Source organism: Mesorhizobium sp. M0195, from assembly GCF_040322115.1.
GTDB lineage: Bacteria > Pseudomonadota > Alphaproteobacteria > Rhizobiales > Rhizobiaceae > Mesorhizobium.
Window position 1 is genome coordinate 22,536 of record NZ_JAMYSV010000023.1, and the last position, 15,186, is coordinate 37,721.

The window sequence follows — 15,186 nt, forward strand, 5'->3', positions numbered from 1 at the left end:
TGCTGTTCAGGCATGGGCGGCTGAGGATATTTCTGCGGGGGATTATTCTGCATGCTCAGCTCCGCTGGCTCGAGTTTGGGTTTCGATGATTGGCATCCGTGATAGGTCCCTTGGCGGCCTTCGAACCGCCGCCCCATTCCTGAGCCTTTCGCGCCTGATCGCCGCCTTTTTGCTCGGGCGAACTGCGCTTTGCGGTACCACTTTCGGCTTTGTTCAGGTCTTTCTCGTTCTTCGTGTCCATCGACCAATTTCCTCCGGCAGTTGCACATGGGCGACCGTAGCCATCCACACCTCAATGATTTGTCCTAACCGGTTTGTAGCCGGAGTGTTCCACCCGCCGTCGTTCGGCCTTCAGAACTCACGGGGACTGGTTCGATGTCGCCAAACGGGCGCGACCTCCCGGCCGATGGCCCACAAGAAGGCGGCCATCTCGCGTGCGATCGCAGCCACGACCACCGGCGGCTTCTTGCCGGCGGCGCTGAGGCGAGGATAGCGGGCGCAGAGCTGGAACTGCCCCTTCCAGCCAATATCGCGGACGGCCTTGGGCAGCCCCCTCAGGGTCTCACTGACCCTGGCAGGACAGCGGTAGTCCATGCCGCTTCGGCCAGAGCGGCGGCGAGCGCGGCGATCGCCGGCGAGCGTAAGGCTCGACCGGCGAACCGTGTCACCGGTCGAGCGTTCCCCCGGGACAAGGCTGAGAAAGGCCATCAACTGCGGCGCCAATGTCCAATGACCGCCGTTCTGGTAGATCCGCCCGTGGCGCAGAAGGAATGAGAGCAGCTGCTGGCGTTTGCGGCGCAGGTCGTCGGCTGCGGCTTCGCGGGCTCGGACCAGATCGCGGACAGCCTCGTGGACTACGTCCGGCACCCACACCCCGATCAGTTCGCCCGCCCGATGCAGTCGCGCCAGCGTGACCGCGTCCCGCCGGTTGGTCTTGACGCGCTCGCCCGGCCGCTTCGGGATCAGGGGCCGGCGCAACCACCATGCAGTCGTGACCAAGATCGCGGACCTGCCGGCACAACCCATAGCCGATCGTCCCAGCCTCGAAGCAGACGTGCAGTCGGGCCACGACCTCAGGCTTCGGAACATGACGTCTAGGCTCGGCCGTGCGGAATTTGAACAAGCGGCATGAGCAAGCCACAGGCTTGGGTGCTTTTCAAGGCAAATTGCCATCCCTGCAACACGGCCCTCCACGCGGTCATTGCGCTTTCCGGAACGGCACGCTTGGTGAACCTGCGACGCCGTTTTCAGCCGGGTAAACGCCCTGCAACACATCGTTGAAATGGCGGGTGACCGCTGCATTACACTCACATGCGAGCGAGCGCAGCCCGACCGGATTGCTCACAGCCAGCCGGGCGCGCCGCGTCTCGATGACGCCGCGCTGCCTCAGGTCCCGGATGACTCGGCTCAGGTAGCTGCGGCCGACGCCTAGCATTGTCGCAAGCTGTTCCTGCGTCACACCCAGTTCCTGTGCCCCCGTCCGTTCTGTCGCCGCCACCAGCCATCTTGCAGTGCGCTGTTCAATCGAATGCGCTGCGCTGCAGGCGACGGATTGGAACACCTGCGCCATCAGGCAATCGGCGTAACGGGCGAACAGGTGATGCAATGTAAAGGAACGCAATTTGGCTTCTTCGAGATGGTGCAGGTCGATCCTGAAGAATACCCCTCCAAGCTGAACTTCGGCCCGCGCATACGCCGGCAGTCTGCCTTGGCTGACGATGCCGCCTACTGCTCCTTCACGACCGATCAGCGCAGTCTCTATCGCTCGCCCGTCGCTCAGCACGACAAGATAGGAGACCAGTGCCGATCCGCAAGGAAAGTAAGCGAAGCGGACCGTATCGCCTGGTTCGTGCAGCAGTGTCCCGGCGGACGCCCACCATTGTTCGAGTCCTGGGTGCAGGATCTCCCAGTCGTCCGCCCTGAGTGCCCGAAGCAGGTTGTTTCCAATCGGCTCCGATTGTTTTTGCAGGTTCTCCATCGCACTCCTCTTTTCAAATGGGACGTCTACAACGCCAAATGTGGAGAAATGTTCACAAGTGCGCAGACGAACCAGGCACAGCTATCTACAAAGACATAAGGGGCGCTGATCCAGGCCTCACCGAGCGCGAGCCGTGGTGCATCGGCTTCCAGGCAGACCGACTTCTGCTGACGGAAGAAAAATGCCGGCGACTGGATTCCGTGGCGTGGCGCCTCGTGCACGCCGAAAACTGCAACTCCCTGCAGCAAGGCGTGAACATGAGCGTCAGTGATCGGTCCAATCCAGGGGCCAACGGCCTGCTTCGACTCTATGTCGCCGGCGATGCGCCGGGCGCCCGGCGGGCGCTGGAAAGCCGTCTGAGGATAGTGGAGGAGTTGGCCGGCCGTGTCGAAATCCAGGTCGTCGACGTCCTCGCCCATCCTGAAGAGGCTGAAAGGGCCGGCATTCTGGCGACGCCGGCGCTCTCGGATGAGTCAACCACCCCTCCACGCCGGCTGATTGGCGACATCGGCAACATCGCTCAGGTCCTCGACTATTTCGGTTATCGCAAGAAGGACAGTGGCTATGACCACAGCTGAAGAGATCCTCATCGATCCTGTGCTCGAACGCGTCAGGACCGGTATCGAGGCTTTCGACGATCTTGTGATGGGCGGCCTGCCGCGCGGGCGCACCACCATCGTCGGAGGCACGCCGGGCAGTGGCAAGACTGTATTTGCAACGCAGTTTCTGGCCCATGGCATCACCGTGCTCGACGAGCCAGGCGTCTTCGTCACGTTCGAGGAATCGCCGCTCGAGATCGAGGTCAACATGGCCAGCTTCGGCTGGGACATCCGCCGTTGGCGCGAGACGAACAAGTTGGTTTTCGTCGACGCCAGCCCGCGTGACCACGACCAGATGATTATCGGCAATTTCGATTTGTCAGGCTTGCTGGCGCGTGTCCTGCACGCTGCGCGAAACGCCGCGGCGAAGCGCATTGTGCTGGATTCGGTCACCCAGCTCTTCGACCACTTCGTCGCGGAGCAGACATCGGTGCGTCGGGAGCTCCTTCGCATCGCGACAGCGCTAAAGAGGGATGGTTTGACGGTGCTGATGACCGCCGAACGCAACAGCGAGTATGGCGAGATCTCCCGCCACCGGATCGAGGAGTTCGTTGCCGACAACGTCGTAATCCTGCGCAACGCGCTCGACCGCGAGCGGCGCAGGCGCACGATCGAAGTTCTCAAGATGCGGGGCAGCCGCCACGTCGAGGGCGAGGTGCCGATCACGCTCGTGGTGAAGCAAGGCATAGTGGCAGTGCCACTGTCTTCATTGCGGCTTGAGCAGCAATCCAGCACCAAGCGGGTGACGAGCGGCAATCCGGAACTCGACAGGATGTGTGGCGGTGGATTCTTCCGCGACAGCGTCACCCTCGTCAGCGGTGCGACGGGCACCGGAAAGACGCTGCTGGTGACCAACTTTCTGGCAGGCGGCGCAGCGGCTGGCGAACGTGCCTTGCTGGTCGGCTACGAAGAGAGCCGCGGCCAGCTGTTCCGCAATGCGCGCGGCTGGGGCGTCGATTTCGAGGGCATGGAGGCGGATGGCCGGCTGAAGGTCGTTTGCATTTACCCGGAAGCGCAGAACTTGCCGGATCACCTGTTGATGATTCGCGAACTCGTTGAGGAGTTCAAACCTGACCGGATCGCTATCGACAGCCTGTCGGCATTGGAACGGATCGCACCAGAGACCGGTTTCCGGGAATTCCTGATCAGCCTCACTTCCTTCATCAAGAAACACGAGATCGCTGGCCTTTGCACAGCCACCAACAAATCGCTCGTCGGCGGCCAGAGTGCCAGCGAACAGCATATTTCAACCCTCACGGACTCGATCATCCTGTTGCGGTACATCCAGGAAGGGGATTTCATGCATCGGGGGATCATGGTGCTGAAAATGCGCGGCAGCGAGCATGACAAGCAGATTCGGCGCTTCACAATCGACAGCGCCGGGATGCATCTCGGTCAGCCCTTCGATGGCGCGCCCGACGTGTTCGGCGCTCCGCCGCGTCCTTGGCGTGAGGAGCGTTGAGATGGCGCGCGCCGCAGCCGAAATCTTCGACCAATACGGCGAGGCAAGTCTGACGGGCATCAGCCAGTTCGATTTTCGACGGCTGATCGAAACCACGGCCGACGGGGTTCTCGTCGTGGATCTGACGGGAACGGTGCTTTATGCAAATCCGGCGGCGGCCGCGATCTTCGGTTGTCCGGCTGCCGATCTCGTCCAGATTCCCCTCGGGCGACCGGTCATATCGGGTGAAACCACGGAAATCACCGTCCACAGACCCAATCGAGCACCAGCCGAAGTGGAAATGCGGACGGTCGAGCTTAGCTGGGATGGTAGGCCGGCGCTGCTTGCCAGTCTTCGCGACGTCTCCGCGCAACGCGCGCAGCAGGAGCGTCGACGTCAATCACAAAAGCTCGAGGCGATCGGCCGGCTCGCCGCCGGCATCGTTCACGACATCAACAATCTGCTCGCGGTGTTCGAATCGGGGCTACGACTGCTTCAGAAGCAGCTGCGCCAGGATCCTGCCAATCCGAACACGGCGATTCTGATTGAAGAGCTGCTGAAACGAACGCAAAACTGCGGTGCGCTCACGCAGCAATTGCTCGCGTTCTCTCGCGGACAGTCGCTGTATCCGGAGAGAATCGACCTGAATGGACGAATCAAAGCCGTCACGATGCTGCTGGAGCGGACGCTGGGGAACGGGATCGGCATTAGCCTTGAGCTGGATCCGGCACTTGGCCCTGTCCTCGTCGACGCCAATCAGCTGGACGTCGCCATCCTGAACCTGGCTGTGAATGCCAAGGACGCGATGGCCGGCAGGGGCACGCTGGCGATTGAGACCAGCGATACTCCAGGCGACATCGAAGACGTGCCCGCTCTGGCTGCCTCTTTCGTTCGGGTCACGGTCCGCGATACGGGGTGCGGGATGAGCAAGGAGGTCCTGGCCCAGGTGTTCGAGCCGTTCTTTACCACCAAGGCGGATGGCCAGGGGACCGGACTTGGGCTTAGCCAGGTTTACGGCTTCATCAAGCAGTCTGGAGGGCATGTTCGGATCGAGAGTGCAGTCGGCGAGGGAACAAGCGTTCATCTCTTTCTTCCCCGCGCGCCAAGCACGGGAAATGACGAGCTGCAGGGCGAGATCCGGCTCAATACACGTCGGTGAAAAAGCGGCCTGTGTTTCGGCTGCCGATGTGCCTGGCCGCAACGCCTGCAACGGCAGACCCCATCGAAGACGGTTGAAAAAAGCGGGCCCGGAAATCCAGGCCCGCCGGAGAGACTGGTCAGGCCGTTGAAACCGGACGGTCGCCGAAGAACCAGAGGTTTCCGGCAGCCAAGGCCGCCACGATGACGCCCACAATCACATGCGCCCACATGGCGGCAGCCAGGGCCGAAAAACCGAGGACCCAAGGCGAGATCAGCGTCCATAGCCCAACCACCAGGTTTGCCCATTCCTCATAGGCATGGAACGCAACCAGTGCACCCACGGCGATCAGGGCGATCACCGCACCGGCGATCCAGGCGTTCCAGGCCGCATGGGGTTCAGCCGCAAAGCCGAGAAACCAAGGCGACAGAACCAGCGCTATGCCGGCGATCACATTGAGGATGTCGATCACCGGACGTGTTTCAGATTTCAGCCATTTCTCCATTGTTCATCCTCCTTTCCTGACATGGTCAGTGCACCGCCCTCTGAGCGAAGGCGGGTGCGGCGGCCAGGGATTGCCCTTCGCCACCGCGAAGCTTTCTTCGTCGGCCGGGCCGAACCCGGCGATCGCGCGGAACCGAACCCGCCAGAACGAAGGGCTTGACTCGTCGGGCTGGAACCGGTTGCCGGCGATCTCACGCAGGCGAGTTCGACGGCCACAGTCACTTTGTCGGACAGGCGAGGCTCGGCGCCCCGGCTGAGTGCACGAGCCCGTCTCACCGCGGCGACAGCCAGTGCGAAACGGTTCGGCACGGTATTTTCACAATCGAACACAATGAGCGGATCCATAGCGTCACCTCACATTGCCTTCTGCTTCTGTTCAGGAATGGAGACGGTCAGGTTCGCTGCCGTCATCCAGGGTTCCAATGCGACCAGCGCCTGTTCCACTTCGTCGAGCCGCGTCGGACGCGCGTTCTCCGGCATCCCCTCGGCCGTTGCGAGATCGACCAGATACTCATTCCACGCCCAGTTGCGCAGGATGGCGCGTTTCTCGTCGGCGGTCAGAAGAGGGTCGACGACCACATCCATCGGCGATGCAAAAAGTGCCTCCGAGTCCGCCAGAGCCGCTCGATAATGCGACGCCTGCGAAACAGCGCCATAGCTGGTCTGCAGCAAAGTCAACTGGAGGCGGTTCAAGACAACGTCTGCGCCGGCCTGCAGCCGCTTGTCCGCATCAGAAGATTCGACGGACTTTTCGGCCGCCGGGCTTCCTTGAACCTCGTAGGCAAGCCCCTGCCGTTCGGCATAGTCGATGGCCGCCTGAGCCGTCGGAAAATCGAGCTCCACCTGGGTCAGCGTGTCACCACTTCCGGTGTAGCCCATCAGCGGTTCAATGACCGGCGCAGTACGCCGCTCGAACACCAGCCGCCAGACCTTCGGCCGCGCACGGCCGGAGGTCATGACTGAGCGGCAAGGCTTGTAGATCCGTGCGACCGCATCACTCGGGAACTCGGATCTGCCGAACAGCGGCGCTCGCCCGCGGTTGTCGTTTGCCAGTTCGAGATTTTCTACGACTGGTGTGACTTCTCTTTCTTGCTTCTGCATCACTCATCCCTCCCATTTTGGCGAAGGATGCGCCGGAGGCAGCGGCCTGCCGCCTCCGACTTGCTCCATGCGTCAGTGGGTGATCGGGATGCGCTTCACCTTCGACTGCGCGTTCGGGTTCTTCGGCAGCGTCAGGGTCAGGACGCCATTGGCAAAGGACGCCTTGACCTTGTCGTCCTCGACCTCGTAGCCAAGGGGTATGCGCCGCTCGAAGCGACCATAGAAGCGCTCGGAGTAGTCCTTCTCGTCGGTCTCCGACTGCTTTTCGCCACGCAGGGTCAGCACGTCTTCGTCGAGCAGAACTTCGATGTCCTTCTCTTCCATGCCGGGGACCTCGGCGGTGACGCGAAGCTCATTATCCGACTCCGAGATCTCCACCTTCGGCCAGCCGCTATCGAAAGGCGAAAGCTGCCCCGCAGCAGGCAAGCGCGTCTCGAAGCTCCTCAACATATCGTCAAAGAGCCGGTTTACCTCGCGGTGAAGCGAAAGGAACGGGTCGCCACCGCTATAGATGCTCGGGGCCTGGTTGTTGTTGCGGCCCCACGGGATAAGGTCACGCATGTTCATTGTCATTCACCTCCACGTTCAACCGCGGCACCGGACGATTGCCGGTGCCTGTCGCTTCTGGTTCACGCTGACTTCAGGCTGCGTTCTTTTCGGCCTCGATCTGCCGCGGTGCTGCCTTTGCCGTGCTGCCGGCGATGGCGATCCGGCGCGGCTTCATCTCTTCGGGAAGCTCGCGCTTGAGATCGATGTTCAGCAGCCCATTGTCCAGGCTGGCGCCAACGACCTTCACATGGTCGGCCAGTTCGAACCGACGCTCGAAGGCGGGCCCGGCTATGCCGCGATAGAGATACTGGCCGTCATCGTCGCCAGATTGCGACCCGCTCACAACCAACAGGTTAGGCTGATGAGTGATGGTCAGCTGATCCCGCGAGAAGCCGGCGACCGCCATGGTGATGCGATAGGCGTCCTCACCAGTCTTGGCGATGTCATAGGGCGGCCAATTGTCTATCGCAGTGATACGGCTCGCATTCTCCAGCATGTTGAAAATTCGGTCGAAGCCGATGCTGGACCGGAACAGGGGGGTAAAATCGAGGTTTGTCCTCATAGCCACATCCTCCTTTGAGCAACATGGATACAAGGAGACGCCAAGAGAGCCTTGACGCCTCCTGGACCTGCGCCGGCCCCATCTGGCGACCGGCGATTAATTATTTATAACAGTGCTTTACGTGTTCAAGGGGGGCTATAGGAAAATTTTCAGCCAGACGAATGGTCGCAGAAGAACACGTCTATCCCGCCCGCCGGCAGGACCTCGCCGGTGGGTGGATGCCTCGGATGAAGAGCGTGGCCGCGCTCCGCTCAAGGTCGATCGACGGATGCTGTAAAACCGGTGACCGCGATGCTGTCAATCTCACGACCCCGACCGGCGCCGGGAAGCTTCTCCAATTGATCCAGTTGGCGCAACGCGTCCATGATGGCATCGAAGCTGACCGGTTCGGTTGCTCCCGGCGGCATGCGCAGCGCCGGCACCGATTCCACTGCACAGGCATCCGATGCCCATGACGAAAGAATTGCACGCTTCTCCTGGACGTCCAGCGTCAGGTCAGTCAGCACGTCCTGAGGTCGCTCGAAATGCCGTGCTGGATGGAGCAACCGGTCAAGAAAAGCATCAGGACCCTCGGGCCCGATTGGGGGAAAACTCGTCGAAATGGCTCCTTCCATCGATGGTCCTCCGCTTTGAATAGTCTCCTCTGTTGATGTCATCTTTGGTGGCTCTCGCGATTTCTACCAGCTGAAATTTTGGAGAGTTTCGACCAAATTTCAATGGCCCCGCAACGCCACATTTCTCGCGGTTCAGCCCACCATCAACATTTTTTCGAACCGGTGAAACAATCGGCGTGAGTGTCAGTTCTTGCGTCTGGCACAACTCACGCAGCAGCGCCAGGGCGGTCGGGCAGGAGAACCAATCATGTCTTACATTTCCAGGAAGCGACTGTGCAGGGGCCTCGTCGCAGGAATCTTGATGCTCTCGGCTGGCGGCTTTGCTCCGGTTTCAGCACAGGAAATCCCGAACGACTTCAGCGCAATCGTGCGTCAGAAGCTGCCGGCCGTGGTCGCTATCACGACGAGGCAGATCATCCAGGACCAAACGATGCTCGACGATTTTCTCAATCCCTTCGATGGCCGCGGGCCAGTCCAGCCGCAGGTGCGAGAAGCTCTTGGCTCCGGCTTCGTGGTCAGCCCCGAGGGCTACATCGTCACCAACAATCATGTCGTCGCCGATTCCACCGAAATCCACGTCGTATTCTCCGATAAGGAGACTTCGCCCGCGCGACTTGTGGGCCGCGATCCAGCAACCGACATCGCGGTGCTGAAGGTCGATCCACGCCCCAACATGACGGCCACCGCCTGGGGTGACTCTGACGCAATGCAGCCGGGGGCCTGGACGATCGCGATTGGCAGTCCCTTCGGGCTCGGCGGAACCGTGACCGTCGGCGTGCTTTCCGCCCGCTCGCGCGACATCCAAGCCGGCCCTTACGACGATTTCCTCCAGACAGACGCCTCGATCAATAGAGGCAATTCCGGCGGCCCCCTGTTTAACGCGCGCGGCGAAGTGATCGGGGTCAATACGGCCATCGTCTCTCCGTCTGGCGGCAGCATAGGCATCGGTTTCGCCGTGCCGTCCCGAACCGCACGAAGCGTTGCCGATCAGCTGATCCGCACCGGCCGGATCGAGCGCGGGTTCATCGGAGTGCGTCTCCAGGAGGTGACGCCGTCGATTGCCCAGGCACTTGGCATATCGAGCACCAAGGGGGCGCTGGTCGCCTCGGTCGAGCCCGGCAGTCCGGCGGAGAAGGCCGGCTTGCAATCGGGAGATGTGATCACCCGGTTCAACGGCAAAGACATCCAGGGCGTCCATGACTTGACGCTGGCGGCAGCGAACGAAAAGCCAGGGTCGAAAGCGACGTTGACAAGGAACCGCGGCGGCTCCCAGCAGGAGGTGGAGCTGACCGTCGGTCAACGCAAGGACGAGGAGGTGCAGACCGGTGCGGTTCCTGCTCCGGAAGCGGCGGACCAACGCCTCGGGCTGTCGCTCAGCCCCATTCCCGACGAAGCGCGCCAGCAACTCGGTCTGCAGCCGGGTACCACCGGCGTGTTTGTCCAGGAAGTGGCGCCGAACAGCCCCGCCGCCGAGAACGGCCTTCGGCCTGGCGACGTCATCGTCTCGGCCAACAACCGCAACGTGACGCAGCCGTCGGATATCCAGCAAGAGTGGACGAAATCCCGCCAGCAGAAAAAGCCCATCCTGTTCCGCATCGAAAGGCAAGGACAATCGCTTTTCGTTGCAGTGGCTGCCTCCTGACGTAGCCGTCTCCGAACCGAAATATCGACGAGGCGTTCAGCAAGGCCGCGCACGAAATCGCGACAGGACACGATCACCACAGGGCGAACCTAGGGAGGAAAGGGCTCTGCTGCCGTGTGCGCCTTTCTGCGGTCAGGGAAGGCGACCACACCCTTAAGGACAGGCGACCACCATTCTGAGCAGCGCCGTCTCGCAGCAGATGCTCCATAATGGATGGTTCGGAACCACGGTATCCGATCACGACTAAGGGGCTGTCAGCCAAGAGGGGAATGAGCTTTCCGACCAGCTCCGGATCGAGCTGCTGAACTTCCTCGACGAGATTCTTGTCAGAGTATTGCTCGGCGCGCCCATGCAGCCAGACAATTTGCGCCCTGGCATAAAGGCTGACTCGTTGAGATCGCCCGACTGGCGGTTCACCTCGGCGATATGGCCGATGTGATGTCGCACGGCACCCAAAGCGGTCGGAAGGCAGGTGTCGAAGTTCGTTGTCAGGATTGTCGACACGAGGCCTTTGACGACGAGCTCTGCCAGACGGTGATAGCCTTTCCCGATTCCATTGGTCGGATGGATGAGGTCGAGGAGGAGCTGCTTACGGTACTCGCCGGCTTGAGCAGGTGCTGAACGACGAGTGGGAAATTCTCGGCAAGACGGTCGTCGCCCTTCAGATACCAGCGCTGGTCGTGCAGCCAGGTCTGCCACTCGGTTAGGCGGACCTGTTCGGGCGGGACCGCCCCGCCCAGCACCTGTTCGGCGTAAACTCGTTTCGCCAGCCTCTTGACGCTCTCGGCCGCGATCGGCACCCCGGAACTGAAGGATGCGCCGGCACCAAGCAGCAAGACTGGTCGCGCGCCGCCCGTCGCGCGAAAAATACGCGTCAGGATACGCACTGACTCTTGCTGCGACATCGGCCCTCCAGAGTCGCAAGTGGTATCCGATTCTGCGACGCATATCCCACAATAAGAGAACAACCGAGTTCTCCTGCGGCGGTTCGATCAAAGCGCCCACGCTGTCCGAACCCAAGCTACGAAAACGCTGTTGTCGGCACATCCGATGCTGGGACGTCGCCAATGCTTTTGAGTAAGGGGGCGGCGTGCAGGAAGTTTCACCGTAAACTCAAGCTCGACCCCACGGCCTTCACATAACTGAGGCGCGCAGAGATACGTCTATCTGAGACATGGATGGCTGTTTGCTATTCAAGGCAGACGCGATCTCGACCTGAGCTTTTCCGGCGATCTGACGCAGTTCGCAGTTCCCGTTAATGTCCTGACAGCTACCGCTGGGGAGCCGACAGACGCGATGGGCGACGATGTGCGCTTCAAGAACTATGGACTAGCGCCCAAGTCAGACGCCGATTTCGGCCGTCCTGCTGCACGGTTTTCATTTTCCGAAAGACGAAGGCGTGATGGCGATCATCCTGCCCCACGGCGTGCTGTTCCGAGGCGGTGCCGAAGAGCGCATTCGCACACACTGTCCGGGAATTAGCGGACCCCCTGTCCGGCTTTTGAGAAATGCGCATTCAAATCCGATTGTTGGCCGGGGCCCCCAAGTGGGCACCTTGAGAATCGCTGATTGGGAAAGCGAGCTCGCCTGAACGACCGTGACGGCGCGAAGCTGAGCCTTGGCGGCGAATTTGAACCCGATGCCCCGTCATCCTATGTTCATGATTTGTACTTGGAAAGTCGCATAATTGGCAGTCTGGAAGTTGAAAGTTCAGGACCCAAAAGGGCCTCATTTCATTCCATTGAACCCGCCTTGGCCGGATAACCCTTTGCGACGTAGCTAAGAAGGCGGCTTCAGAGCCAAGCGCGATGGCGAAGATGCGCTAGTCTAGAATGCATCTGTGAATTTTTGCATGCGCATCGCTGCCGACACCGCCTGGCATGATTGTCCTGCTCGAAAACGGCTGCGGCGATCGCGGCAAAGCGATCGATGCGGTCGTTTAGACAGAGGCCTCCGCCTGGCATCGAGCAACATGCACGGAGGTACGCAAAGCGCAAATTGCATCAAGTATTTAATGGGACGAGCCCCCCGCGCAAAAAGCTTGCGCTGCGTCCATCGTTCCGCCGAACTGGGGGGCGTGACGATCGACCACGATGGCCTATTTTTTGCAAAGTCGAATGTCCCGATTCCGAAGCCGAGGGAAAAACTCGACCACGCCGAAGAATAGTAACAACACGGGCAACGCAAGCCGCCTTGCCCAGACCAGAGAAGGTGCTTGCGGTGCTCTCACTGACACGAGATCGCAAATGGCACGTGGGTGAGCAACAGAACTGGCGACCCGCATGGTGATCAGCTTGACTCGCTGAGGAAGCACAAGGTCTCAGCGGCAGAGGCGCAAGCGACGGTCGAGGCTGGCCGCGCGGGATCTGATCGAAGCGTAGTCGGACAAGGAAGCGGTGTAGTGCCCCACCTCGATGTTCCTAGAAGCGCGCCGGCAGCCTGGGCGGGGGGCTTGGGTTAGACTGCCGGCGCACGCCACTCATGAAGAGCGGCCCCTTTTCGCGGTTCCGACACCCATAGTCAACCCGGCAGCGTCTGGATGCCCGCTGTGCTCTTTTCAGAGCGGCTCGCGATGCCGGCCATGTCGGCCGATCCTGCCTAGGATGGGGGGCCACTCTCGTCGGCCGAGTTGATGCTCCAGCCAGTATCGCCTTGCCGACCAGCATGAGTTTGCCGTGAGCAATCCGTCGTCCCCAGCGGATACTATCGTGCACGTGTCGCAGCACTCCGGGCGGCTATATCGCCTAAGACAGCATGAAGAAGCGTTCCAAGTTCTTGTTCGGCGAGCCCGTGTGCAGTTCCTGAATCGGACAGTGGACGAGAATTCTCATGGCGGTGATGCGCCAGAAGGCATTCGCGTCCAACGGTATCAAGCCTCGACTATCAGTCCCAAACTACACATCACAAGAGCGATCTTCCACCCATTTGCAGATTATCCGACTGATCAGGCGGCGTTCGATATGTCCGACTCTGCCTCAAGCATTCCCACAGGTATGGACAGCGATCTCGCTATTTGTCGCAACGTGCTTAGGTTGAAGACTTGATTCATAGTTTCTCGAAGGCGATGACAAGGACGTCACGATATGCGAACGGCATTTTCGGATTTTCGGTCACGATCGATGATACATCATGAAACGTCTTGCGGTCGTTGCAGATCACAAAATCATTTGGAAGGTTCATTTCGACATCGCCGAGGAACCGCTTTGAGGCATCTGTAATCGTGCTCATACCGCCGGTGACGTTAACCCGCCCGATCATGTGAGAAACGATGAAATCCACCCCGTCCTGATGGAGTCCCTCGGGTGCTGGTTTGCCGTTTACACCGTCGCGTGCAACAATCCGGTAGGGATGAAGCTTAATATTCCAACGATCATGTCCTGCAGTTTCACAAAAATTCTGCAGAAACCTGTCAGAATCTTGTTTAAGACAGATGATCGATAAAGGATTGTTCAAAGGGCTCAAAGTAGCGCTTGAAGCCGCCATTCAAGTGGTTGATGGCTTTCGATTGCTCGTAAGGGGCATGCGGCAGGAGCCGAAAAATTCCCTCCACTGCGTCATATTCAAACGCACCATAGCGCCGGTAGCGATAGGTCCCGCCGTCACGCATGTATTCATCGAGAAGCAGTCGATTCCAAGACCCCCTGCATCATCCGCTCCCGTTTTCGCGGCGGCACATGGGAATTCTCCGCTCTGTTGTTCAACCCCTTGTGCGACCGGTGCTCGACGTCCGGCATCACCTGTCGCTTTGCCGCTCCATACGAGCGCAGCTTGTCGGTGATCATGCGCTTCGGCGCGAGCCCCTGCTTCTTAAACAGCCGCGTCAGCAAGCGCTTGGCGGCTTTGGTGTTGCGGCGGTTTTGCACGATTTCGTCCAGCACATATCCATCCTGGTCGACGGCGCGCCACAACCAAAGCTTTTTGCCGGCGATGGTGACGACCACTTCGTTCAGGTACCAGACATCATTCCGGCACGGCGGCTTGCGGCGCAAGCAGCGAGCGTAGTCCGGCCCGAACTTGATGCCCCACCGGCGAATTGTCTCATACGAAAACACGATGCCGCGTTCCAGCAGCATTTCCTCAACCAGACGCAGGCTCAGCGGAAACCGGAAATAAAGCCAGACCGCGTAGGCCATAATAGGCGGCGGAAATCGGGGGGCGTGTAGCTGACGGCGGGCGTATTCATGCCCCCCGGCGTCTATGTCGCAAATCTTGGCGATTGGTTTGTGTGACAAGCCGCCGCAGGTCTCAACGCGTTCATATGCAGACAATGTGAAATCGCCCTATTCCGCCTTTTTTTACCGCCCCTTAAGTCCCTCGCTCGCATGCTTGTCGATGCCATTGAACTCATGGCCATCGGCCAAGGATTTGGAAAATATGTTTCCTCTCGCAGCAGAAACCGTGAGAGTCGCTGTAGGCCTAACGTTAAGGGGCTGGGAGAGAGCGGTTTGATTGGACGAAATGTGTACCGGAGTACCGAGTCATGAAGCCACGAGGTAATCTGGTCCGACTGAAGCAATTTCAGGTGAATGAGAAGCGGCGACAGTTGCAGCAGCTAGACATGATGATTGCCGATTTCGAACGCATGGCGCGAGAACTGGACTTCCAGATAAACGCCGAGGAAACGAAGGCCGGCATCTCCGATATCAATCATTTCGCTTATCCGACGTTCGCCAAGGCCGCCCGCCTACGTCGTGACAACCTCAAGAATTCGCAATCGGACCTTCTGCGGCAGAGAACCACAGCCGAGCCATGCCTCGCCGAGGCTGAAGCAGAGCTCTCCAAGGCGCAAATGCTAGAATCGCGCAGCGGCAGAGGCCACGACCTCGAACCCGGCAACCGAAGCGCCATGATCGGCTGAGCCGGACGGCTTCAGCGCGCCTCAATTCGCGACACCCGACTGGCCGTTGGCGCGTGTGTCGCCGCAGCGTGACAGCCGTCCCGGCCAGCTATCGCTGCATCAAGCCGCTGAAACTTTACAGTGCCGGGCGCGCTGCTACCTCAATTTCCTTACCGCTCAATCAATGTGACAGCACCGATTCTTCTCAACCGCGGCATGCC

The 15,186-nt window shown here is 60.2% G+C and carries 17 protein-coding genes and 2 pseudogenes; 6 read left to right on the plus strand and 13 right to left on the minus strand.

Going from position 1 to position 15,186, the window contains the following annotated elements:
* Positions 1-55: 55 nt before the first annotated feature.
* From NKJ12_RS27670 to NKJ12_RS27680, 3 genes and pseudogenes are all read right to left on the minus strand, one after another.
* Positions 56-241, minus strand: coding sequence for a hypothetical protein (locus NKJ12_RS27670; RefSeq protein ID WP_352706430.1), 186 nt, complete (start codon positions 239-241; stop codon positions 56-58).
* Between the two features lie 110 nt (positions 242-351).
* Positions 352-1,063, minus strand: a pseudogene (locus NKJ12_RS27675) (IS110 family transposase); the annotation flags it as partial.
* A 135-nt stretch (positions 1,064-1,198) separates the two neighbouring features.
* The gene (locus tag NKJ12_RS27680; RefSeq protein WP_352706432.1) at positions 1,199-1,978 is read right to left on the minus strand and encodes a Crp/Fnr family transcriptional regulator; all 780 of its coding nucleotides are present in this window, start codon (positions 1,976-1,978) and stop codon (positions 1,199-1,201) included.
* A gap of 257 nt (positions 1,979-2,235) precedes the next feature.
* On the opposite strand from NKJ12_RS27680, the gene NKJ12_RS27685 reads away from it, so the two are divergent.
* The 3 genes from NKJ12_RS27685 to NKJ12_RS27695 are packed head-to-tail and all read left to right on the plus strand — an operon-like array spanning position 2,236 to position 5,177.
* The gene (locus NKJ12_RS27685; RefSeq protein WP_352706434.1) at positions 2,236-2,556 is read left to right on the plus strand and encodes a circadian clock KaiB family protein; all 321 of its coding nucleotides are present in this window, start codon (positions 2,236-2,238) and stop codon (positions 2,554-2,556) included.
* Entirely contained in the window at positions 2,543-4,039 is a 1,497-nt protein-coding gene (gene kaiC, locus NKJ12_RS27690) for a circadian clock protein KaiC (protein ID WP_352706436.1), read from the plus strand. Before NKJ12_RS27685 ends, kaiC begins: the two co-directional genes overlap by 14 nt.
* Before the next feature lies 1 nt (position 4,040).
* Positions 4,041-5,177: a two-component system sensor histidine kinase NtrB gene (locus tag NKJ12_RS27695; RefSeq protein ID WP_352706439.1), complete on the plus strand. Its 1,137-nt coding sequence runs from the start codon at positions 4,041-4,043 to the stop codon at positions 5,175-5,177.
* 118 nt (positions 5,178-5,295) lie between these two features.
* Here NKJ12_RS27695 and NKJ12_RS27700 read toward each other — a convergent pair whose 3' ends face one another.
* The 6 genes from NKJ12_RS27700 to NKJ12_RS27725 form a co-directional block, all read right to left on the minus strand.
* Positions 5,296-5,661: an SPW repeat protein gene (locus tag NKJ12_RS27700; RefSeq protein ID WP_352706440.1), complete on the minus strand. Its 366-nt coding sequence runs from the start codon at positions 5,659-5,661 to the stop codon at positions 5,296-5,298.
* On the minus strand, positions 5,646-6,005 hold the full coding sequence (gene rpoZ / locus NKJ12_RS27705; RefSeq protein WP_352706441.1) for a DNA-directed RNA polymerase subunit omega: 360 nt from the start codon (positions 6,003-6,005) through the stop codon (positions 5,646-5,648). The genes NKJ12_RS27700 and rpoZ overlap by 16 nt, the downstream gene beginning before the upstream one ends.
* 9 nt (positions 6,006-6,014) lie before the next feature.
* Complete coding sequence (locus NKJ12_RS27710; protein WP_352706444.1) at positions 6,015-6,761, minus strand: ETC complex I subunit; 747 nt, start codon at positions 6,759-6,761, stop codon at positions 6,015-6,017.
* 72 nt (positions 6,762-6,833) lie between these two features.
* Entirely contained in the window at positions 6,834-7,328 is a 495-nt protein-coding gene (locus NKJ12_RS27715; RefSeq protein WP_352517318.1) for an Hsp20/alpha crystallin family protein, read from the minus strand.
* 73 nt (positions 7,329-7,401) lie between these two features.
* Positions 7,402-7,872, minus strand: a complete 471-nt coding sequence (locus NKJ12_RS27720; protein WP_352706446.1) for an Hsp20 family protein — start codon at positions 7,870-7,872, stop codon at positions 7,402-7,404.
* A 251-nt stretch (positions 7,873-8,123) separates the two neighbouring features.
* A complete protein-coding gene (locus tag NKJ12_RS27725) occupies positions 8,124-8,486 on the minus strand; it encodes a hypothetical protein (RefSeq protein WP_352706449.1) in 363 nt (120 codons plus the stop codon).
* 247 nt (positions 8,487-8,733) lie between these two features.
* On the opposite strand from NKJ12_RS27725, the gene NKJ12_RS27730 reads away from it, so the two are divergent.
* Positions 8,734-10,128 (plus strand): Do family serine endopeptidase, encoded by a 1,395-nt coding sequence (locus tag NKJ12_RS27730; protein WP_352706451.1) that lies wholly within the window; start codon positions 8,734-8,736, stop codon positions 10,126-10,128.
* 488 nt (positions 10,129-10,616) lie between these two features.
* On the opposite strand, the gene NKJ12_RS27735 is transcribed toward NKJ12_RS27730, so the two are convergent.
* A complete protein-coding gene (locus NKJ12_RS27735) occupies positions 10,617-11,033 on the minus strand; it encodes a hypothetical protein (RefSeq protein ID WP_352706453.1) in 417 nt (138 codons plus the stop codon).
* A 497-nt stretch (positions 11,034-11,530) separates the two neighbouring features.
* On the opposite strand from NKJ12_RS27735, the gene NKJ12_RS27740 reads away from it, so the two are divergent.
* Complete coding sequence (locus NKJ12_RS27740) at positions 11,531-11,719, plus strand: hypothetical protein (RefSeq protein ID WP_352706456.1); 189 nt, start codon at positions 11,531-11,533, stop codon at positions 11,717-11,719.
* Between the two features lie 1,454 nt (positions 11,720-13,173).
* Here NKJ12_RS27740 and NKJ12_RS27745 read toward each other — a convergent pair.
* The 3 genes and pseudogenes from NKJ12_RS27745 to NKJ12_RS27755 all read right to left on the minus strand — a co-directional run.
* Positions 13,174-13,611: a 2OG-Fe dioxygenase family protein gene (locus NKJ12_RS27745; RefSeq protein WP_352509854.1), complete on the minus strand. Its 438-nt coding sequence runs from the start codon at positions 13,609-13,611 to the stop codon at positions 13,174-13,176.
* A complete protein-coding gene (locus NKJ12_RS27750) occupies positions 13,550-13,735 on the minus strand; it encodes a 2OG-Fe dioxygenase family protein (protein WP_352706459.1) in 186 nt (61 codons plus the stop codon). Before NKJ12_RS27750 ends, NKJ12_RS27745 begins: the two co-directional genes overlap by 62 nt.
* A gap of 34 nt (positions 13,736-13,769) precedes the next feature.
* Positions 13,770-14,311, minus strand: a pseudogene (locus NKJ12_RS27755) (IS6 family transposase); the annotation flags it as partial.
* A 297-nt stretch (positions 14,312-14,608) separates the two neighbouring features.
* Here NKJ12_RS27755 and NKJ12_RS27760 point away from each other — a divergent pair.
* Positions 14,609-14,986: a flagellar export protein FliJ gene (locus NKJ12_RS27760; RefSeq protein WP_352451800.1), complete on the plus strand. Its 378-nt coding sequence runs from the start codon at positions 14,609-14,611 to the stop codon at positions 14,984-14,986.
* Positions 14,987-15,186 lie beyond the last annotated feature (200 nt).